At 50.7% G+C, this 21,913-nt stretch carries 15 protein-coding genes; 12 read left to right on the forward strand and 3 right to left on the reverse strand.

Annotated elements, in window-relative coordinates:
- The first annotated feature begins 33 nt into the window (after positions 1-33).
- The 8 genes from BMX22_RS00185 to BMX22_RS00220 all read left to right on the forward strand — a co-directional run bounded on the left by BMX22_RS00185 (position 34) and on the right by BMX22_RS00220 (position 7,091).
- Positions 34-1,404 (forward strand): MATE family efflux transporter, encoded by a 1,371-nt coding sequence (locus tag BMX22_RS00185; RefSeq protein ID WP_074739918.1) that lies wholly within the window; start codon positions 34-36, stop codon positions 1,402-1,404.
- Positions 1,395-1,844 carry a GNAT family N-acetyltransferase gene (locus tag BMX22_RS00190; protein WP_074739919.1) on the forward strand — a complete coding sequence of 150 codons (450 nt, stop codon included), beginning with the start codon at positions 1,395-1,397 and terminating at the stop codon, positions 1,842-1,844. The genes BMX22_RS00185 and BMX22_RS00190 overlap by 10 nt, the downstream gene beginning before the upstream one ends.
- Complete coding sequence (locus BMX22_RS00195; RefSeq protein ID WP_074739920.1) at positions 1,841-2,569, forward strand: polyphenol oxidase family protein; 729 nt, start codon at positions 1,841-1,843, stop codon at positions 2,567-2,569. Before BMX22_RS00190 ends, BMX22_RS00195 begins: the two co-directional genes overlap by 4 nt.
- Positions 2,570-2,696: 127 nt before the next feature.
- A complete protein-coding gene (locus tag BMX22_RS00200; RefSeq protein ID WP_081348997.1) occupies positions 2,697-3,773 on the forward strand; it encodes a pyridoxal-phosphate-dependent aminotransferase family protein in 1,077 nt (358 codons plus the stop codon).
- A 66-nt stretch (positions 3,774-3,839) separates the two neighbouring features.
- A complete protein-coding gene (locus BMX22_RS00205) occupies positions 3,840-4,391 on the forward strand; it encodes a DUF2284 domain-containing protein (protein ID WP_177172939.1) in 552 nt (183 codons plus the stop codon).
- Positions 4,392-4,407: 16 nt separating this feature from the next.
- The gene (locus BMX22_RS00210; RefSeq protein WP_074739922.1) at positions 4,408-5,127 is read left to right on the forward strand and encodes an NTP transferase domain-containing protein; all 720 of its coding nucleotides are present in this window, start codon (positions 4,408-4,410) and stop codon (positions 5,125-5,127) included.
- 1 nt (position 5,128) lies between these two features.
- Entirely contained in the window at positions 5,129-6,472 is a 1,344-nt protein-coding gene (locus BMX22_RS00215; protein WP_074739923.1) for an adenylyltransferase/cytidyltransferase family protein, read from the forward strand.
- Positions 6,473-6,500: 28 nt separating this feature from the next.
- On the forward strand, positions 6,501-7,091 hold the full coding sequence (locus BMX22_RS00220) for a M48 family metallopeptidase (protein WP_318259661.1): 591 nt from the start codon (positions 6,501-6,503) through the stop codon (positions 7,089-7,091).
- A gap of 73 nt (positions 7,092-7,164) precedes the next feature.
- On the opposite strand, the gene BMX22_RS16735 is transcribed toward BMX22_RS00220, so the two are convergent.
- Positions 7,165-10,146, reverse strand: a complete 2,982-nt coding sequence (locus BMX22_RS16735) for a cellulase family glycosylhydrolase (protein WP_074739925.1) — start codon at positions 10,144-10,146, stop codon at positions 7,165-7,167.
- Between the two features lie 368 nt (positions 10,147-10,514).
- On the opposite strand from BMX22_RS16735, the gene BMX22_RS00230 reads away from it, so the two are divergent.
- On the forward strand, positions 10,515-15,617 hold the full coding sequence (locus BMX22_RS00230; RefSeq protein WP_177172940.1) for an MBG domain-containing protein: 5,103 nt from the start codon (positions 10,515-10,517) through the stop codon (positions 15,615-15,617).
- A 124-nt stretch (positions 15,618-15,741) separates the two neighbouring features.
- Here BMX22_RS00230 and BMX22_RS15735 read toward each other — a convergent pair whose 3' ends face one another.
- Positions 15,742-16,701, reverse strand: coding sequence for a dockerin type I domain-containing protein (locus tag BMX22_RS15735; RefSeq protein ID WP_081348998.1), 960 nt, complete (start codon positions 16,699-16,701; stop codon positions 15,742-15,744).
- Between the two features lie 427 nt (positions 16,702-17,128).
- On the opposite strand from BMX22_RS15735, the gene BMX22_RS00240 reads away from it, so the two are divergent.
- Entirely contained in the window at positions 17,129-17,689 is a 561-nt protein-coding gene (locus BMX22_RS00240; RefSeq protein ID WP_074739927.1) for an RNA polymerase sigma factor, read from the forward strand.
- A complete protein-coding gene (locus BMX22_RS00245) occupies positions 17,686-18,699 on the forward strand; it encodes a hypothetical protein (protein WP_074739928.1) in 1,014 nt (337 codons plus the stop codon). The genes BMX22_RS00240 and BMX22_RS00245 overlap by 4 nt, the downstream gene beginning before the upstream one ends.
- 46 nt (positions 18,700-18,745) lie before the next feature.
- Here the strand turns inward: BMX22_RS00245 and BMX22_RS00250 are convergent, their stop codons facing one another.
- Positions 18,746-21,178: a glycoside hydrolase family 11 protein gene (locus BMX22_RS00250; RefSeq protein ID WP_074739929.1), complete on the reverse strand. Its 2,433-nt coding sequence runs from the start codon at positions 21,176-21,178 to the stop codon at positions 18,746-18,748.
- A 320-nt stretch (positions 21,179-21,498) separates the two neighbouring features.
- Here BMX22_RS00250 and BMX22_RS00255 point away from each other — a divergent pair, with 320 nt between their 5' ends.
- Entirely contained in the window at positions 21,499-21,912 is a 414-nt protein-coding gene (locus BMX22_RS00255) for an HIT family protein (protein WP_074739930.1), read from the forward strand.
- The last annotated feature ends 1 nt before the right edge of the window (position 21,913 follow it).

Raw genomic sequence — 21,913 nt, forward strand, 5'->3', positions numbered from 1 at the left:
CAGACCGCTCCGAAGAATCTGAGGCATTTCATAATGGACAACAAGGAAGACAAGCGAATATATACATTAAGCAGGGAAGCACCTGCAAAGGCAGTCGTGAAGATGAGCGTACCGCTTATATTCGGTATGTTCATCATGGTGCTGTACAATCTTGTGGACACCTATTTCATCGGACTTACAGGCGACGACTATCAGCTTGCGGCAGTCAATCTCGCATACCCTGTTATGATGGTGACGGTGGCGATATCGAATATGGTAGGAACGGGAGCCTCATCTTTCATAGCGCGCTGTCTTGGTGCGGGAGAAAAGGAGAAGGCGTCACATACCCTGACTGCCGCCTTTACACTGACGTTTATCAACAGTATGCTTGTCATGAGCATAGGACTGGCATTTCTACCTGCGGTTGCAAGGCTGCTCGGAGCAAAGGAGAACACATTCGTCTGCACGCAGCAGTACGTGCAGGTGTTACTGCTTGGCAGCTTTTTTACAATGGGCAGCTACACAGCAGGCGCACTGCTCCGCAGCGAGGGCTCGGTGCGTTACTCGATGACGGGAATGATAGTCGGTACGCTGATGAACATAGCTCTCGACCCGCTTTTTATTTTTACGCTGAATATGCAGATACGCGGTGCGGCGATAGCAACAGTGCTCAGCAACGCGGCAGGCTTCGGAGTGTCCGTGCTGTACTATCTGCGGGGAAAGACACTGCTGCGCCCGTCTGCGGAGCAGATAGTCCCGTCAGGTGAGATACTGCGAGAGATATACCGGGTAGGAGTCCCTGCCTCGCTGGAGACACTCCTCACATCTGCCGCCTATACGGTCAACAACAACCTTGCAGTTGAATACAGCGAGCTTACCGTTACGGCAATGGGCATTGCACAGAAGGTGCTCTCGCTCGGAAACTACGTGTATCAGGGCTTTGCCTCGGGAACACAGCCTATCATGGGGTATAACTACGGCGCCCGCAATGCAGACCGAATGAAAAAGGTGCTGAAAGCGGGAGTTACGGCGGTTACGGGGACGGAGCTCGTGCTTATGGCGATGTACTGCATTTTTGCGCCCATGTTCATTGATATTTTCACAGATACTGCGGAGGTCGTCGACATAGGAGCTCACGTACTGCGGCGGCTCATGTTCATACTGCCGTTCGTAGGGACAGTTTCGATGTGCAGAATGTCGTTTCAGGCGATGGGCAAGCCAAATTTAGCATTTGCTATCACTCTGATACGCCAGCTGATACTCTATATCCCGCTGCTGCTTCTGCTGAACATTTGCTTCGGCTTTAACGGTATGCTGTGGGCACAGCCTGTCACCGAGGCGATAATGATGACGGTTTCGCTGCTGCTGCTGACAAATACGATAAAACAGATATCACCGACGGAAAGGAAACAGATATGGAAATAAACATTGCTGAAAAGGGGAGTGCGCTCTGGGAGCAGACCATAGCTTACGCGGAGAGCTGCTCGTGGAGAGCAGGCAGAGAGCTTGCGAGACAAATGCGCGGAGACTGTTTCCACGGTTTCGAGCGCGTGTTTGCAGCAAGTGAAAACGGTCACATAGCCGGCTTCTGCACGCTGACCGAGAAGGACGAGCTGCCGCCCGAATACCCGTACACTCCGTTCATAGGCTTTATCTTTGTAGGCGAGGACTTCCGCGGAAGAAGAGTGTCCGATAAGATGATACGCAAAGTGCTCGGATATGCCGAGAGCGCGGGCTTCGAGAAGGTCTACCTCATGAGCGGGGAGGTAGGGCTCTATGAGAAATACGGCTTCGTGAAAATGGGCGAATACGATTCGATTTACGGAGAAAAAGAGCAGCTTTTTGTTATAGGTACACAGAGATGAAGCTGTTCGATGACGACTTTATAGTCGGAGGCTTTACTGCGGGCGCAAGCGGCATATGGACGCGCACCAAGCCAACAGACCCTCCGACGCAGGATTATACAGCCCTGAGTGGGGAGCTCGGGATACCGCTGTCAAGCATTGTCCGCCCATATCAGGCAAACGGGCAGCTTGCGGCGATAGTCGGAACAGAGCACGGCGGCATGGGAGTGCTCAGCGACAACGTCCTAAAGAAAACGGACGGACTTGTCACGTCGGATAGCGGGCTTGTGCTGAGTATTATCGCGGCGGACTGCGTTCCTGTGTATCTTGCTGACCGAGAGGCGGGCGTTATAGGGCTGCTCCACTGCGGGCGTCAGTCGGCAGCAGGGGAGCTGATACACAACGGCATCGCACGAATGGCGGAGCTCGGAGCCGCTCCCGAGATGACAGAGCTCTTTCTCGGACCGCATATCTGCCAAGCCTGCTATGAGGTAGGGGCAGAGGTCAGGGACGACTTTGCTCTGAGTTTCACAGCGAAAGAGCTTGAGCGCATCTTCCGCAGAGAGGGAGAAAGGCTGTATCTTGATATGGCTGAGGCAATAACGGTCAAAGCCCTGCGTGAGGGGATATCCCGCGGTAATATACACTTTTCCCGCGAATGTACCTGTCACGGCAGCGGTTTCTACTCCTACAGGCGCGGAGACAGAGGACTTCAAAACCTCGCTTACATGATGAAAAAGAGATAATACCCGAGTCCGCTCGGGGCTTTTATCAGAATATACTCATTGACATTCAGCGGCAATAGTGCTATAATTGTAAGGTGAATAAATTTTAGTTCTTATCAGAACTGATCCGATTTAGGAGGAGATCATAATGAAGTTAGAAGATTACAAGCTGTTTACGATAGGACCTACTCAGATGTACAAGAGCACTCTTGAGGTCAGGTCAAAGGTCGTTCCGTATTTCAGAACCCCCGAATTCTCCGAGCTTATGCTCGAAAACGAGGCGCTCGTCAAGAAGCTTCAGTTTGCGGAAGAAGATGCTAAGGTAGTATTCCTCACCTGCTCGGGAAGCGGTGCTATGGAAGCGACTGTCATCAACTGCTTTGACAAGAATGATAAGCTTCTGGTCATCTCGGGCGGTACATTCGGCGAACGCTTTGAGAAGATCTGTCAGATACACCATATCCCGTTTGAAGCTCTGAAGCTCGGCGCTGATGAGGAGCTCAGGGCTGAGTGCTTCAAGCCGTTTGAGGGCAAGGAATTTACAGGACTTCTCGTTAATATCGACGAGACATATACAGGTCAGCTCTATGATATAAATATCATCAGTGATTTCTGCAAGCGCAACGATATGTACCTTGTAGTTGATGCTATCAGTTCATTCCTCGCTGACGAGTACAATATGGCGAAGTACGGCATCGATGCAACGATAGTCAGCTCGCAGAAGGGCCTGTGTCTTGCTCCCGGACTTTCGATCGTTACTCTCAGCGCACGCATGGCTGCAAAGGCTGAGGCTACCGATCCCGAGTCGCTCTACTTTGATTTCAAGGACTGCTTCCTCAACATGAAGAGAGGTCAGACTCCGTTCACTCCCGCTGTCGGAGTATGCTTCGAGCTGAACGATATGCTCCACAAGATAGACAGCGAGGGCATCGAAACACGTCTCGGGGACGTGAAGGCACGCTGCGACTATTTCAGGAACAGCCTCAAGGGGCTTCCCGTTCATCTTCCGCCGTATCCGCTCTCAAATGCTATCACTCCCGTGCGCTTTGAGAAGGACATAGCTATGGAATTCTTTGCTTATCTCAAGGATGAGAAGCACATCATGGTAAACCCTGTCGGCGGAGAGCTCGGCAAGAGAAGTATACGCGTATCGCACGTCGGCGACCTCAGCTTTGCCGATTATGACGAGCTGATCGCTGAGATTAAACAGTTCTTCGGAATGTAAGATGATCAAGCCGCGAAAAAGCCGGCATGGCGGAGACGGACGCATTAATGGAGGAAGCCTATGGATATGGCGTTAAAAAAGGAACTGCTCGAATTCTGCGCGGAGATAGCTCCCGAAGCAGAGTGTACCTTTATGGACCCGAAGAAAATGATCTTTGAAGAGTGCGTGAAGATGAACTGCTTCTATTGCGGAAAGTATGGCAGGAACTGGAGATGTCCGCCAAATTTGCCCGACATTGATTACAAGAAGATGTTCAGCGAGTTTGATGAGGGTATGTTCGTTGCCTATACATTTGACACAACGAATAAGGCTCAGTATGAGACGATACGTAACGAATCGAGCGTTACGCTGCACAAGACTCTGCTGAATATAGAGAAGTGGTTCTATGACCACAACAGTTCAACGGCTATCTCGTTCGGAGCAGGCTCATGCAAGCTCTGCAAGGGCGGATGCGGCAAGGAACGCTGCAACAATCCCTATATGTCGAGAAGTCCGCTTGAATCTACGGGGGTAAATATTGTCAAGACTGCGGCGCAGTTCGGGATAGATATTCGCTTTCCGACAAATGAAAAGCTTATGAGAGTCGGACTTGTCGTATGGCAGGAGCCGATAAAATAATGGAGGTCAATAAACAATGAAGTACATTTTTATGGTTGCAGGAAAGGGCTCAAGATTACAGCCTCTTACATTCAAGCATCCGAAGTCGATGTATAAGCTTGATGAGAATACCACGCTTTTGCAGCGTATGGTCGGACTCATCAAGAAGCACGATCCCGAGGCGGATATCGTTCTCGTGACCGGTCATATGCACAGACGCATCGAGGAGCAGGTAGAAGGCGTAAGATACATCTATAATCCCTTCTATGAGGTCACAAATTCGATAGCCTCTCTCTGGTTCGCAAAGGAAGAGCTTGACGCCGATAACGTTATCCTTATCGACGGCGATATCGTTATGGAGGACGAGCTTGTAGCCAATGTTCTCTGCAAGCCCGTGGACAAGCCCGTTGTACTCGTTGACAGCTCGATCAAGACCGACGGTGACTACAACGTTGAGGTATCGGGCGACCAGGTACTCGTGATGAGCAAGGACCTCGATAACTACTACGGCGAGTATGCAGGTGTAACACTGCTCGACCGTGAGAGTGCAAGACTTATGAAGACCGAAATGGAGAGCATGGTCGAGGACGGCTACTACGACCAGTGGTATGAGAATGCTCTTGTACAGCTCATTTTCAAGAATGACTTCAAGCTCTATTACACAGATATCACCAACTACGACTGGACAGAGGTAGACTCGGTCAACGACCTGCTTCTTGCAAAGCGTATACATACGCAGGAGCTCACAGCGGACTGATATGAGCAAAGAAGTCAGAGTCATAACATACGGAACGTATGATATGCTCCATTACGGTCATATACGCCTGCTCGAAAGAGCAAAGGCACTCGGGGATCATCTCATCGTAGGGATAACCTCGGACGACTATGACAAATCGCGTGGCAAGATAAATCTTCAGCAGTCGCTGATGGAGCGTATCGAAGCAGTCAGAGCAACAGGCTTGGCAGATGAGATAATAGTTGAAGAATACGACGGACAAAAAATTGACGACGTTCAGCGGTATGACGTTGACATATTTGCGATAGGTTCGGATTGGCGTGGCAAATTCGACTATCTCAGCAAATTCTGCAAGGTCGAATACCTCGACAGAACAGAGGGCGTTTCAAGCTCTTCTATCAGAGCCTCAAGGCGCAGTATCAGGCTCGGTCTTGTCGGCGACGGCAAGAATGCGATAGTGTCGAAGTACATCAACGAGAGCAAGATAGTGAACGGCTTGGATATAGCGGGCATAGTGTCCGACCGCTGTCCCGACGGCGAGGTCCACGATGATGTGCCGCACTTTGCGAGCTATGAGGAACTCCTCGGCAACTGCGATGCGGTGTACATAATCTCAAAGCCGACCGAGCACTACAGGCAGATAAAACAGGCTCTCGAGTGCGGCAGGCACGTCCTTGTCGAGTCGCCGATCGCAACGAAAAAGGAAGATGTCGAGGAACTGCTCGCCTTTGCAAAGTCGCGCGGACTCGTCCTGATGGATGCGATAAAGACAGCCTATGCCACCGCCTATAACAGGCTGCTGCTCATAGCAAATGAGGGTAAGATAGGTGATGTTATATCCGTCGAGGCGACCTGTACGAGCCTTCGCGATATCGAGAGCGCAGATATCCCCATGGCTTGGAACAGTATCTGCGGCTGGGGACCAACGGCTATGCTGCCTGTGTTCCAGATCCTCGGCACTGATTATACAAGGTCACAGATAACGACGCTGTTCAAGGACAGCGCCAATTCTTTTGACCTGTTTACGCATATCCATTTCAGCTATCCAAAGGCAGTCGCGACCGTTAAGGTCGGTATGGGAGTGAAGTCGGAGGGCGAGCTGATCATATCTGGTACGAAGGGCTATATCTACGTACCTGCACCGTGGTGGAAGACCGATTACTTCGAGACACGTTTCGAGGACCAGAGCGAGAATAAGAGGTATTTTTATCAGCTCGACGGCGAGGGCATTAGGTACGAGCTTGTAGCCTTTGTCAAGGAGATAGAGGCTCCGAGGTCATATTCGTACATCGGTGCTGATGTGTCCGCCTCCATAGGGCGTGTTATCGGCGATTTCTATGCAGGTACGGATATGACCGTCATCTGATGTGCCGATGCAGAGGGGGAAAACAGAGTTGTCCGAATTTGAATGCATAATCGCGAATGCAGAGGTGATACGCTCCAAGCGTCGGACAATAGCTCTGCAAATTGCCGAGGACGGGCATCTGATCGTGCGCTCGCCGCTTCGTCTGGCGAATAAGGATATCGCAGCCTTTATCGACAAGAACCGAGGCTGGATAGAGAAGCACGCAGCAAAGGCGGAACGTACCAACCGCGAGCTTTCACGGCTCAAGCCGTATACACCAGAGGATATTGAGGCAATGGCTGAACGTGCATTGCAGGTAATTCCCGAGCGAGTAAAGCACTACGCAGCCCTTCTCGGAGTGACCTACGGGAGGATAACCATACGCAATCAGAGGTCGAAGTGGGGGAGCTGTACCGCAAAAGGCAGCCTGAGCTTCAACTGTCTGCTCATGGAGACTCCGCCCGAGGTGCTCGACTCCATAGTTGTCCACGAGCTGTGCCACCGCCTTTACATGGACCACTCAAAGGCGTTTTATGCAGCGGTGTACAGCGTATATCCCGATTACGACAAATGTAGCAGGTGGCTGAAAGAAAACGGCACGCTGCTTATCAGACGTATGCAGGCAGGCTGCGGCAAGTGACTGAAATATTACGGTACAAAAAACGCCCTCCGTTCATCTGAACGGAGGGCGAAATTTTTTGCTGTGTTACAGTTTACTTGATAACACCGAGGCCCCAGATCGTGAAGCTGCCGTTTGCCTTGATAGAAACGTTCAGTTCACCGCTGTTCGGCTGATAGTAGCCGACCTCAGCATCAGGACCGCCCCATGTATACTGCTTAACGCCGTTTACCTTAGTGGTCTTGCCGTTTACAGTAACATCTACGCTGCCCATGTTGGATGAGTTTGCTTTGAATACTATGATAAGGCCCTTACCTGTGGTCTTGAAAGTCATAGCATTGCCTCCGTTTGCGGAATATCCGTAAGGAAGCTTTCCATAGCCGGTACCTCTCGTGAACGAGCCTGCATTGAAGTTCTGGAGATCCTTTGTCGGATCTGCATTATAGCAGGTCCAGTATTCTGAGCCATACTTTGAGGTAGAGGGGATAGTGTAGGAATCGGAGCGATTCTCGGTTCTCATAGCCTGACGAACATAGTAAGCCATGCAGTCTGCAACGAGCTGACCGCCCTTAGCGTGCGGGTGGTATTCATCGGCGAAGTAGTCGTCTGCCTTGAGGAATCCGCTGTTGAACGCCTTTGTGAGAGCGTTGTCCATGCTGATTATCGGAACATCGAAGTTCTTGCCCGAAGCCTCCATCTGTGCCTGGCTTGAATAGCCGCCCTTGGAGCGGGTGATAAGAACTATAACAGCGGGCTCATTGGGCATTTCGAGGAACTTTCTGATAAGAGCCTCGAAGGACTTTTTGTAAGCTTCGCCCTCATGGTCGTTTACGGAGAACTCGATAACTACGATGTCGGGATTCTGGCTGCAAACTTCCTTCTCGGCACGAACGAGACCTACAACGGATGAGGTGCCCGAGAGGCCTGCATTTACCTCCTTGAAGCTGCCCTTAGCGAAGTTATTCTTGATGTAGTTGGTGAAAGGAGTGCTGTAGTTCTTGCCCTCGGTGATAGAACCGCCGATATATGCAAGAGTGAGCCCCTTGCCGCTCTCGGCAGCTTCGAGCTTCTTAGTGAGGCGGTATGTATTGCCCATATTGCAGATAGAGTTCTTGTAGAAGTCGATAGACTGCGATGAAGCCGTCTCAACGTAGTCGTCCCACTTGTTGTCGGGCTTGGGAGGCTCGGGACGCTCGGGGAATGTCTTTATCTTGCCCATAACAAATCCGTAGAGGAGCACGAGGTCTGTAACATTTATCTCGTCAACGCCGTCGATATCGGCAGCCTTGAGAGCCATGTCATCTGTGAGGTTTCCGAGCACCGCCTTGCGCTCGAGAACGACGTCGAAGATGTCGATGCGTCCGTCGTAGTTGAGGTCGCCGTACTCGAGACGCTTTGTGCCGCCAGCACCCTTGATGACAGTGCCTGCGGAAGCGCCTGTTACGTCGTCGATGTAGAAGCTGTTGGTGCTGTCCTCGGTCTCGACGTAGAGAACGATATCTGTAGCACCTGCGGGTATTTTGTAGTTGGTGTTCGCGAGCTGTACCCAAGTACCCTTCATAGTGGAAGCCTCGGCGATACCGTCATAGCTTGTCGTACCGCTTGCGTCCTTGTACTGTATCTTGAGGAAGAAAGTATCCTCATTGCCGCCCTTGTCGAAGAGCACGTTAGCGCTGAAGCTGTAGGACTTGCCCGCTTCAAAATCGCTTCCGAGCGACTTTGAGCCGCCGTTCCACGCCGAAGTTCTGCCGTCAACGTAGATGGACTTGCTGCCCTCGTAAGCCTTATCCGAAGAGGAAGTCACGCTTGCAGCGCCTCTGCCTGTCCAGCCCTGAGCTCCTGACTCGAAGGTATCGTTGAAGTAGACAGTACCGTCGCCTGAGGGAGCAGGACCGTCACTGCTGCCTGCGGAGAAGTTGTCGGAGACTATCTCTGCGAAGTTAGCCTTTAGCTGAGAATCCTTGAGCTTGCAGGTTGAGCGGTCGTAGTGACCGTCCACTGGAGTATCCCAGAGCACGGGACAGAGGTTGCGCTCGCAAGCCTCGCGGCAAACGCTCGTGAGGTAGTCGCGCACGGAAGCGGCGTCCTTGTTCTTGGTAGGACAGCCGTACTCGCCGATGATAACGGGCACGCCCTTGTCGTAGAAAGTGGTCTTAACGAGGTCGAGGTTCTTCTCGAGCTCAGCCTTTTCGGCGGCAGACCCCCATGAATAAGCGGCCTTGCCCCAGTCGGCGTCCTTCTCGAGGATAGCGAAAGTAGAGGGGATATAGTAGTGTACGGAAACCGCGAGCCTGTTTACAGGGTCATACGGTATCTCAAACAGAGGGTCGCAGGTGAGGTTGACATCTGTGATATAGCCCGAGATGAGAAGATGACGGTATGAGTTGTTTGAGCCGCTTGCTCTTACGGTGTCGATGAACTTTTTGTTGACCTCGTTCACGAGAGCGTAGGACTTCTTCTTGTCGCCCTGATTGGAATACTGGTTCCACAGCGACTCCCAACCGAGCTCCTCGTTCTGAGCCTCGAACATGAGGTGGTCGCCATAGTCGGCGAAGTTCTCGCTTATCTGTTCCCACATATGGGTATAGCGCGTCATGCACTCGTCCTTGTTGGTGGGCATATCCTTGAGCCAGCCGCCGTCCCAGTGGATGTTGACGATAGCATACATACCTGTTTCGAGGGTCCAGTCAACTATCTGAGTGACTCTCTTCATGAGGTCGGCGTCTATAGTGTAGGTACCGTCGTCCTTCATCAGATTTGACCATGCAACAGGTATCCTCAGCACGCCGAATCCTTCGTCGGCGTAGCCCTGTATCATTTTCTTGGTGATCTCGGGACTGCCCCACGAGGTCTCGAAGTCCTTTACGGAAGCCTTGCCGTCCGGGTTTATCCAGTCACCTGTGGCTTCCATCGTGTTGCCGAGGTTGATACCGATACCCATGTCCTCAACGAGTTCGATAGTCGACATATTACGCATCTCGCCGTCGTCCGCAGCGAAAGCGGGAACAGCGACAATGGAAGATGTGGCGAACATAACTGCGGAAACAGCGGCAGCAGCGGTTCTTGTCAGCTTCATTATGGATCAACTCCTTTTGTTTTTTTGATTTTGCGGAGCGTAGTTTGCCTACATTGCGCCCGCAATACCTCATAATAAATTATATCTTCATTTCCTCAGCACCGCAACCCAATATTTGAAAAAATGGTGGATAAAACGGACTTATATTTCCTTTTAACTAATAACAATATTTAGTATCCGCGAGGCAAAAAAGGCTCGAAAAAACCAATAATTTGTGATATTGACCATATACTCCATATAATATTAATGCAGTATGCTAATTGACGATTGATGCATAATTGTGGTATGATACAATCAGGTATTTGTATCGTGAAGAAAATATGGTAAAAATGCTGTATATGACTCACGCTGCTGAAAGGGTGAAAATTATGGAAAAGACAAATAATCTGAAAAAAATGACTGCGGCAGCAGTCGCACTGTGTCTTGCTGCTATGGAGCTCCCGCTTGTGCCGACGGCTGCACGGGCAGCTGACCCGCAGGATGTCCCTGACTTTTCGTTTATAGGACAAGTCGGAACGCTCACGGCTGAGGAGAGTGCAAAGGCGGCAGAGGCGACCTACCTTGCTATCGCTGCTCACGAGCCGAGCGTCAACTACAAATCGAAGGGACTGGATATGACAGACGAGAACGCCGATGCATTCCTTGATATATATCACTATGTCCTGTGTTGTTACGACGTGGGCATAGTAGCGCTCAACTCTTCGGTGGCGTTCAATCCGTTTTATGACACCATTGAGATAAACTACCGTTTCAACGACAGTGAGTATGACGCCAAATACGCGGAATATATGGCGAAACTCGACGAAATCGCAGCTCCCGTGAAGGCGAGCTGGTCGGACGAGGAAAAGGCACTGTATTTCCACGAGTACGTCGCCTCAAACTTCGATTACGACTACCCTTTCCTCTACGGCAAGACCGAGCGTTCGGACTACGAGCAGTTCTCCGCATACGGTATGCTGAAAAACGGCATGGCGGTCTGCGAGGGCTATGCTGACCTGTATGCAATGCTCCTCAACAAAGTCGGTGTACCGACTAAGCTTGTCACGAGCTCAGCCATGGGTCATGCATGGAATGCGGTAAAGATAGGTGATGACTGGTATTTCGTCGATACGACGTGGGACGACCTTTACTTTGGCTACAAGGGGTATGTCAAGCATGACAACTTCCTGACGACGACCGATGAGCTCGCAAACTCGTCCTCGGCGCACACTTCTACCGACTGGGTAGACAGCTTCAATAATGATATCTACGGAGCTGCGGTACCCTCGACCTTCAGCGAAGCATTCTGGCTCGGCACTGAGAAGCCTATACAGCGCTATCAGAACAAGTGGCTCGCTCTGACGGGCAATGAGACTGATGTGCAGTTCACGCTTTTCGATTACGATTCAGCGACGCATAAGGCAGCGAGCGCTCCTCTTACGGATAAGCTCGGTTTAGAACTTGCGGAGTGGGATATCCCCGATAAGCCGGGTTATGTATGGGGCGACAGCTATAATGTCCCTGTTGTGGTGAATGACATTCTCTATTTCTCCACTCCCACGTCTGTTTATTCGTACCACAACGGTCAGTATATCGACCTTTACGACCTGAGTGAAGCCGAAAAGGCTTCCTACAGGATATACAGCCTTTACAGCTCTGACGGTAAGCTCTGGTACGGCACTGACTCCAATCGCAGAAAGCGGGAGGAGGTCATGGCGACGCCCGTAGTCCATAAGCCGCTTGACATCGCAGAACTCGAAGCGGCGGTCATAGCAAAGGCGGGAGCTCCCGAGGCAAAGGAGAATTCGTGGACAGCCCCGCTGAAAATATCCGACTGGAAAGCAGGCGAAGCTCCGTCTGTACCAACAGTCTCATCTAAGTACGGAGAGCCTGAATTCACGTACTATAAGGCGTCTGACAGCACACCGCTTGAAGGGGCTCCGACAACAGCGGGAAGCTACTTCGTCGTTGCAAGGGTGCCTGCTTCGGAGGATTATGAGGAGATAGTTACCGAGCCTGTATATTTTAAGGTGACGTCTTCGGTGATAACCATAACCGTACCCGACACGACGGTCGTTTATCGGGAGCAGGCAGATTTTGATATCAAGGTAGACGGCGACATTTCCGAAGAGGAAAAAGAAAATGTGAAAAACGCGGTCAAGGTGACGTGCTACGATGCCGCATCTGCCGATACAGCGACACCTGTCGGCACTTACCCTATAACAGTAGACTTTGACGAAACGGCATTTTCGGACAGCACCTTTGCATACGAGCTCGGTAATCTCACCGTCACGAAGAGGACTCCGACCATTGCCGTAAACGGCGCAGGAACGTCCGTGCAGTGCGTATATACGGGAGTTTCTCCCGAGGCGGAGCTGAACGGATATATCCTCTCCGATAACACTGACAAAGATGCTTTGCTCGACTATCAGTGGTTTGTCAAGGAGAGCGGCGGCGTTTATACCGAGCTCGCCGATGCACCCGTACACTGCGGCGAGTACAAGGTCATTGTGAGTCAGCATGAATCGAAAAACTTCAATGCACAGGTGCTTGAGGTGCCGCTGATTATAGTTCCTGCACAGCTCACAGTGACATTTGAGGACGCCGCAGTCACTTACGGCGATGAGCTCCCGAGCAAGGTGAAAGTGAAGTATTCAGGCCTCTGCGAGGCGGACAATGCTCTTTTCCCCGAGGAGGTCCCCGCTGTATCGTCATATACCGAGACGGGCAATGCGGGCGAATATGAACTCAGCGGAGAGCTGCCCGAAAACTCCGATTATTCCATCACTGTGAATAGCGGCAGGCTCACTGTTAAGAAGAGGCCGCTCACTGTTACAGCTGAAAGCTGCAAGATGACCTACGGCGAGGAGCCTCCTACAAATGCGAAGGTGACCTATGACGGTCTGACAGCGAAGGACGAGGCAGTGTTCCTTGATTCTTTCCCGTGTGTTACCGAATATACGCAGTACAGCTCTGTAGGCACATATGGGATGCTTCCTCAGATACCCGACTTCACAAACTACGAAGTAACTGCAAAGGCTGGAGTGCTTACAGTCGAGCCGAAGCCTGTCAGCGTATCATGGGGAACTCAGTTCAGCTTTGTCTATGACGGAACTGAGAAGCAGCTCGTTCCGACGATTACGGGTACAGTAGGCGGCGATGAGGTCGAGGCTGTGCTCGGGAACTATAAAGCGACGAAAGCAGGTACATATACAGCGAAGATATTGTCGCTCTCTGACATCAACTACAGCGTTCCCGACGTCCTGTCAAGTATGGAATGGACGATAGAGAAGGCTGGCCTGCACATCTTCGCGAAAGAAATGACCGTATCTTACGGCGAGAAGCTCGGTGAAGCAGAGATGCAGGCAGAGGGCCTTGCCGTGGGCGATGACATCTCGGTCATCATCGGCACACCGAAGCTTGTTACGTCCTACGAGCAGTATAGTCCTGTCGGCGATTATGACCTCATGTACGAGAACGGGCTCGAGGCTGAGAATTACAATGTCCTCTGCGATTATAAGTCTGTTCTTCACGTAGTTCCGAGGGAGACAGAGCTTATATGGGATGAGGAGTACGAGTTTTTCTACGACGGTACTGAAAAGGCGGTCTACGCTGAGCTCAACGGGGTTGTCAACGGCGACGACGTTACGCTCGAATACAAAAACAACAAGGCGGCGGAGGTCGGCGACTATGAAGCGGAGGTCACGGTAAGCGGCAAGGACAAGAGCAATTACAAAGTCGCGCTCGTTTACTTCCGTCAGTGGAAGATAAAGGAAGCCGCACTGGAGTTCACCGAGCCGAAAGCGGCTGAGCTGACTTATAGCGGAGCCGAGCAGGAGCTCGTCACGGGAGCGAGTGTTATCGGCGGAAAGATAAGCTACAGCCTTGACGGCGAGACCTACAGTGCGAAGATCCCGACGGCTGTAAATGCGGGCAAGTACAGGGTGTATTATCAGGTGGAGTCAGACTCGCAGCACAGCGGCTCGGCAGCAGGCAGCATACCCGTTGCTATCGCACCGCTGGAGCTGTCCGATACAGGCAGGAAGCCCGATATAGTGATAACTCATGACGGTTTCGATGATACAGCTCCAGAGGTAAAGGTGAGTGCTGACGGCGTGCAGCTCATTGAGGGAGATGATTACACGTTCGAGTACGATAACGGCAGCAGGGTCGGATACGGAAAAGTGACAGTAACCTTTGTCGGCAATTATACAGGCAGTGCAACGGCCGAATATCCTGTTCAGGAGCGTACTGCCGTATTGACGACTGCTACTACTACAACTACATCTGCAACTACGACAACCACAACTACTACAACCACGACAACGAGCGCCACCACTTCAACCGCTACGACCACTACAGCCAAGACCACTGCAACTACAACATCGACCACTAACACAACTACAACAAGCACTGCGGAAACAACAATGACGACTGCTACAGCCGCCGTTACGAGCACTGCAACCTCATCAATGGTTACAAGCACGACAACTACTTCGGCTACAACGACGACAACTACCGTCACAACAACTACAACAGCAACAACGACGACGACAGCTCCCGTAACTACTACCGAAGTGACTACGTCCACAGAAACGACATCATCGACAACTGAAACGACGTCGAATACAGCGCCGACGGGAACGACATCGTCATCTACGACAACAGAGACCACAACGGCGTCGACGGACGGTACAGCTACAGCAACAGTCACAACAACGACGGCAGTACCGCCTGTTACTACAACAGAATCCACTGCAACAACGTCAGAGACTGCAACTACAACAGAATCCACAACAACGTCAGAGACTGCAACTACAACCGAATCTACAACAATAACCGAGACTGCAACTACAACAGAATCTACTACAACGACCGAGACTGCAACTACAACCGAATCTACTACAACGACCGAGACCGCAACTACAACAGAATCTACTACAACGACCGAGACCGCAACTACAACCGAATCTACTACAACGACCGAGACCACAACTACAACAGAATCCACTGCAACAACGTCAGAGACTGCGACTACAACCGAATCTACAACAACGACCGAGACTGCAACTACAACCGAATCTACAACAACGTCAGAGACCACAACTACAACAGAATCCACTGCAACGACCGAGACTGCAACTGCAACAGAATCCACCACCTCATCGACAGAAACTACAACTGCTTCAACAACGGAAACAGAGCCTGTAACGACAACTCAGACCGAACCTGTTGGAATCTATGGATTCGGCGACCCTTCGGGCGATGGAAAGGTCGACGCAAAGGACGCATCGAAGGTGCTTGCGATATACGCGATATATTCGACAGGCGATATCCCCGAAGATATGACGGATGAGCTGTTTGCGGCGGCAGACGTCAATGAAGACGGACAGCTGAATGCAAAGGACGCCTCGTATATCCTCGGCTACTACGCATATCTCTCGGTCGGAGGCAGTGACAGCTTCAAGGACTTCCTTCTCGCAAAAGCATGAAAAACTATCATAAACAGACAGGCTGCTCAAAATCGGGCAGCCTTCTGCAATGAAAAATCGGAAGGCTTTTTATAGCCTTCCGATTTTTGTTAGAGGAGGTTGGAACTTTCACTATGATTGGAAATTATTCTGCGAGGAAATCCGTGATGCTCAGTGTGCCGCCTGTGGAGAGGTAGGAGTAGTAGCGAAGAGCGTCTGTAGCGTCCTTGGAGTCAACTCTGCTGTCGTTGTTGATGTCGGCAGCCTTCATCTGAGCCTCTGACAGCTCGATGTTCTGACCTGTCTGGAGGAGAGCGTATGTAGAGAGTATGCAGGAGGAATCAGAGGCGTTTATGATGGAGTCACCGTTGATGTCGCCGACCATGATCTCTTCCTCGATGGGAGTCTCTTCTTCGATAGCGGGCTCTTCGGGAGTCTCTTCCTGTGCCTCGGTCTCAGCCTCAGCCTCAGTTATTCTGATGTAGCCCTGCTCGATACCGTTTGTGAATAACCAAGCTTCCATAAGGCGGCTTGCTTCGTCGTTTTCAACGCTCGCGAAGAGGTCTGCTGTACCGTCTGCATTTCTGTAGAGTATCTCTATCGGGAACTCGTCTCCAACATTGAGCTCTTCGGGAAGACGGAGCTGGAATGTCCAGAGAACGCCGTCGATGCCGTAGTTCTCGCCGCACATTGTAGCGAGGAACAGGTCGTTCTGTATGCCTTTTCTGACGTTTTTGCCGAGCTTAGAGCCTGCGCGGCCTGTGTCAGCGTAAGAGCCGAACTCATCGGGAACAACGTCAAGTCTGTTGTCGTAGCTTACGTGGATACCTGTGGATGCGTACTTGAGCTTAGCGCCTGAAACTGTGAGCTCAATAGTCTGAACGGGATTATTCTGAGCTACATTTATCGGGAGCTCTATGCGGCTGAGGGACATCGTAGGCTTTGTCTCTGCCGTGCTGGGATCGAGCCCGTTGAGGTCGTATTCCGAGTAAGGACCTGTTGTGCCTGCGGCTGAGCCCGCAAAAGCAGTTATAGCAGTAGCGGTAGCTGATGTGATTGTCATTACAGCTGTTATTATAGCAGCGATCATCTGATTCTTTTTCATAAGAGCACCTCCCGATCGGATTTCCTTTTGTTGATATTATTATACCATAGATTTCCTGAAAAATCAATACAAAACGGATAATTATACAGATTGCAAATAACAAAATGCAAGGTACAGATTTGTTTGATATGCACAAATTGTGAATCAAATATTATCGGAACAACCTAAAAATGATGATTAATAGTTGATTTTTAGCGGTTTATACATTCAGTCATATTTACAGCACGTGATATTTTAAATCAAATCTCTATAACAAGTTGGAGAATGTTGCAAGAAAAAATACAGGTAGTAATATCAATAAGCTGCTGCGTTTGACTTACCTCCAAATGGATAGTATAATATTAAAAGTTCCTTTTTTATGCAACGCGGGCAGTCGCTTTCCTTAGTAGTATTGCAGAAGCTTCTATTTCAATTTTGGAGGTGCTGAATGGACGACGAAAAAATACTCGCTCTCTTCCGCGAGAGGGACGAGACCACTATAGTCGAAGTCAGGCAGAAGTATTCTGCTTACTGCGGGGCTGTAGCGAGCCGTATACTCCGTGACAGCTCTGACGCTGAGGAGGCGCTGAGCGATACGTGGCTTGCGGCGTGGAGGTCGATACCTCCGCACGAACCGAAGTGTCTGCGGACGTATCTTTCACGGCTCACACGCAATATCAGCGTGAATATGCTCGAGCGCAGCACCGCACGGAAGCGCGGCTCAGGCGATGCGGCCGTCGTGCTCGACGAGGTAGCCGACTGGCTCGTATCCGACAAAGACGACGTCGAGGACAGCGTGAACGAGCGTCTTCTCACTGACGCGCTGAACGACTTTCTCGCAGACCTTTCCGATATCGAATGCAGGGTATTCGTGTGCCGTTATACATATTTTCAACCTGTATCGGAGATTGCTCGCGCGAATGGCTTTACGGAGAACAAGGTCAAGTCAATGCTTATGCGGCTGAGGAAAAGACTGCGTACAAAGCTTGAAAAGGAGGATCTGATATGAAAGCAGATACATTTATAAAAGCAATGGGAAATATAGATGAGCGCTTCCTCAACGTAGAAGTGCCCGAACGAAAAATACACCGTAAATGGACAAAGTGGGTCGCGGGAGCAGCTGCGGCACTGCTTCTGATAGCGTGTCCGCTGCCCGCGATGACAGCTCTCGGCTCGGACGGAGCATACAGCGTGTTGTATGAGCTCGCTCCGTCGGTGGCTCAGACATTCAAGCCTGTCCGCAAGTCTTGCACTGACGACGGGATCGAGATGACTGTCATCTCAGAAAAATGCGACGGCAGTACGGCACAAGTCTGCCTTGCAATGCGCGACCTGACAGGGGAGACCTCCTACGATTACTGGGACTTGTACGACAGCTATATGTTAAACTTCCCTTATGATATGAATGGTCATTGTAGGTTCTCGGAGTACGACGCTGACTCGAATACAGCTTATTTTGTGGTCGAGCTCGAGACGATGAACGGAAAGGATATGCCGAAGAAGAAGGTGACTTTCTCGGTGCGGGAGCTCCTCCTCGGCAGGAAGGAAACAAAGTGTGACCTTGAGATTGATATGTCGGCAATACAGAACGAGCCCGAAGCGATACACCGCAGTGATATCACGGGCGGGAGTGCATACGACTATCTGCCAGATCCCGACGATTATCGCTTCCTTCTTCCCGAAGACGAGCCTGTTTGCCGTCCTGCTGATAATGCCTGCCTCGACGCCGTAGGCTACGTAGACGGCGCACTGCACATCCTTATGCGTTTCGAGGACGTCGGTCATACCGACAGCCACGGTTGGGTCAGACTTGTTGACAGGGAAGGGGACGAAGTCGTATCAGAAAAAGAGAGTATCTCCTTCTCCTATTGGTACGACGAGGAGCGCACGGATATGTGCTGCGAGTACGTGATGCCCGTAGAGTACGACAGGCTCGCTGACTGCACTCTCTTCGGCGAATTCTACACAGCTCTCGACTACAGAAGCGGCGACTGGCAAGTCACATTCCCGCTGAAATAAAAAAGACAGTCCCTATAATGGGACTGTCTTTTTAAGGAGTGTGATGTTATGACGCCTTGAATAGGTATCTCATAAAGTTGTACATATGCGGGTCAACTGTAGCATTGCCGTGGTCGCCGCTCGGGATAACGTTCCAGATATGCTCAACGTTGTTGTTCTGGAGCGCCTTATGGTAGCTTTCGGGGTAGTTGCCGACAACGCCGTCGTTTGCCGCAGCTGATATGAGGATGAGGTAGGGCATTGCAGAGGGCTTGAACTGGCTCTCCTGCTTGAGTGAGCCTTCGTGCTCCATGTACATATCTCTTGTTGGGAATATGCCGGGAGCAGGACACGCGCCGCCCACATAGCCGTAATTCTCAGAATCGGTTATACCTGTGTAGAGAGCTTCACGTCCGCCGAGAGAAAAGCCCGAGATAGCGGTATTCTCTCTTCCTGTAGCAACTGAGTAGTGCTCCTCCATATAGGGCATAACGCTGTTCTTGATATCCTCGCGGATGAGGTCGTTGTGACGCATGAACTCCTGCGAGAACATATTTCCGCCGCTGCCGCCTGTAACCATATTAAGGCTTACGATGATCATAGGCTCGCAGAGACCGTCGGCAAGGAGATTGCCGAGCATGGTCTGCATACCCATCTGGACCATTGAATCCTCGTTTCCGCCGATGCCGTGGAGAACGTAGAATACGGGATATTTCTTGTTTGTGGAGTAGCCTGCGGGCAGGATAACGTTCATGCTCTTCTGACCGCCGCCGTCCTTGGACTGGTAGGAGACTTTCTCCACCTTGCCGTAGTCAACTCCGCCGCGCTTCGTGTTGAAGTTACCGGGCGAGCTGTTTACCATATCGTTTGCAATAGTTGCCATATTGAAGCTTCCTGATGATGGGTTATTCTTTGAAGTAGTTGTCTCCGAATTCTGTGTCTTTGTGGTCACTGCTGTGGTGGAAACCGATGATTTCGGGAACTCCTTTATCTGTCCGAGAACGAACTTGGAAAGTACAACAAGGTCATTGACAGCGAATGCACCGTCACCGTCTACGTCAGCGACTTCCATGGATATGTTTTTATTTGTGCCTGCCATATAGGCGAGAAGAGCCTGTCTTGCAGCGACGAGGTCAAAAGTGTTGATGACCTTATCTGCGTAGAAGTCGCCCTTGAGCTGACCCGTCGGAGCGGGAGGAGCTATGGAGCCGCCCTCAACAGTGCCATTTCCTGTGACAACTTCTGATTTCGTGCCCTTGACTGCGGCAACGAAATTGTCAATATAGAAGTCGGTTAGGTCGTCGGGAGCCTCGAAATAAAGGGTCATATCCGTAGCACCGGAGGGAAGTGTGTAGGAAACATTCTCGAGCTTAGTCCACTCGTCGCTCTTAGCGGTTACGAGAGCTATCTCGTCGTAGTTTTCCTTTGAACCGTCGTTATACTGGAGCGTCATTTTAATGTCAGTGGAAGCACCGCTCTTCTGAAGAGCAGCCGCACTGAAGCTGTAAGTCTCGCCTGCCTTGAAAATATTTGAAGGCAGTTCGATCGCAGCGCCGTGCCAGTTTTCGGAACGACCCGAAACGAACATTGAGCTGCCGCCGTCGTAGTAATTCTCGGAATCCTTAGAGACCTTAGCACTGCCCCTTCCGCTGAACCCTGCGAACGAGCTGTCAAAGTCGTATTTGATGTATGATCCGTCGGTATCGGGATCGACAGGCTTAGTAGTGGTTGTCGAGCCCGGAATGGGGGCTTTTTCTTCGATACTGAGCGACTTAACATCGGCCTGACCGTCGCTCTCCCAGCCCTCAACGTTGAAGGCTACCTCATAAAGACCGCCCATCTTCATGCCGAGATTTTCCCAAGCCTTGAAATGCTCGGAAACACTGATAGTACCCTTGGTTCTTGTATCGCGGCGAACACTGATGTACTGGGTGAAAGCCTTGTTTCCCTCGATAGTATACGAGTTCATGGGGTTCGTGAATACATCGTAAACACTGCCGTCGATAGTTACCTGTTTAGCGTTGTTTGAAGTCGGACGCCAGTTTTTCCAGTCCTCGATGATGTAGAACTCAACGAGAGGATTCTGTGTCCAGCCGTAGATACAAATACGTGAGTTACCGGAGGAACCCGCCGACCAGCTGCAATCGAAATCGCAGGTGAATCCACCGTAATCCTGCCAGTGGTTGGGGTTGTTGAGACCGTAGAAAAGTCCGCGGCGAGCGAGGAAGTTTCCTCTCGAGCCGTTAGGACCGCACTTCCAGCTTGTACCGAAACCGCCGCCGTTGTCATAGAGCGTCATTGTTGACGAATTCGGCGTATCAGCCTGCCATATCTCGTGGTGATAGCCGTTGTAGGAACCTGTCTCCTGAGTATGGCTCGGGCTTGTCTGGAGTACCTTGTCGGCGTGTGCGCTCATAAATCCGCCGAGGCTGACAGAGGACATACAAACCATGCCCGCAACAACGCTGCTAACGAGTTTTTTGATACCATTGAATCTCATGTGTATCACTCCTCACTTTCCTGATATAAATTAAAGATGAATAGATTAATGCGGTCAAGTGTTCTTTATATTTATATCCGCCCAATTCCTATAACCCTACCTTATAATATTACATTTTTGTGAATTATGCAAGTCAATTATTGCTGATTTGTATTGTATCTCTCCGATTGTTGCTTTTATTTTTGTTATATTTCGCTAAATACAAATCATAGAAGGTCGACAATGTCACTAAAAAGGTTTAAAATCTTTGGATTTTATTGACTTTCAGACATATTTCATCTATAATTATTTGTGGTCTATCAATGGTTTGGGAGGCTTTTATGGACGATTGTGTGTTCTGTAAGCTCATCAGCGGAGATCTGCCGTGCATGAAGGTATTCGAGGACGAGCATACACTCGCTTTCATGGATGTTGCGAACGACGTTGAAGGGCACATCCTTGTGATACCGAAGAAGCATATGGTGAGCATACTCGACTGTGACGATGAGACGCTCTCACATCTCATGTCAGCAGTCAGGCGGGTGTCGCTCCACCTTGCAGAGAACTGCGGATATGAAGGTGTGAATCTTCTGAACGCGAGCGGGGAGAGTGCAGGACAGTCCGTACAGCATTTTCATATCCACTTGATACCGAGAAGGAGTAATGATAATATTGATGCATGGCCCGTATTTAAGGGAGCGAGCCGTGCCGCGGAAGAGCTGTTCAGGGAGCTCTCCATGATGGAAGGGGAATAAT

Source organism: Ruminococcus sp. YRD2003 (assembly GCA_900109435.1).
Lineage (GTDB): Bacteria > Bacillota > Clostridia > Oscillospirales > Ruminococcaceae > Ruminococcus > Ruminococcus flavefaciens_G.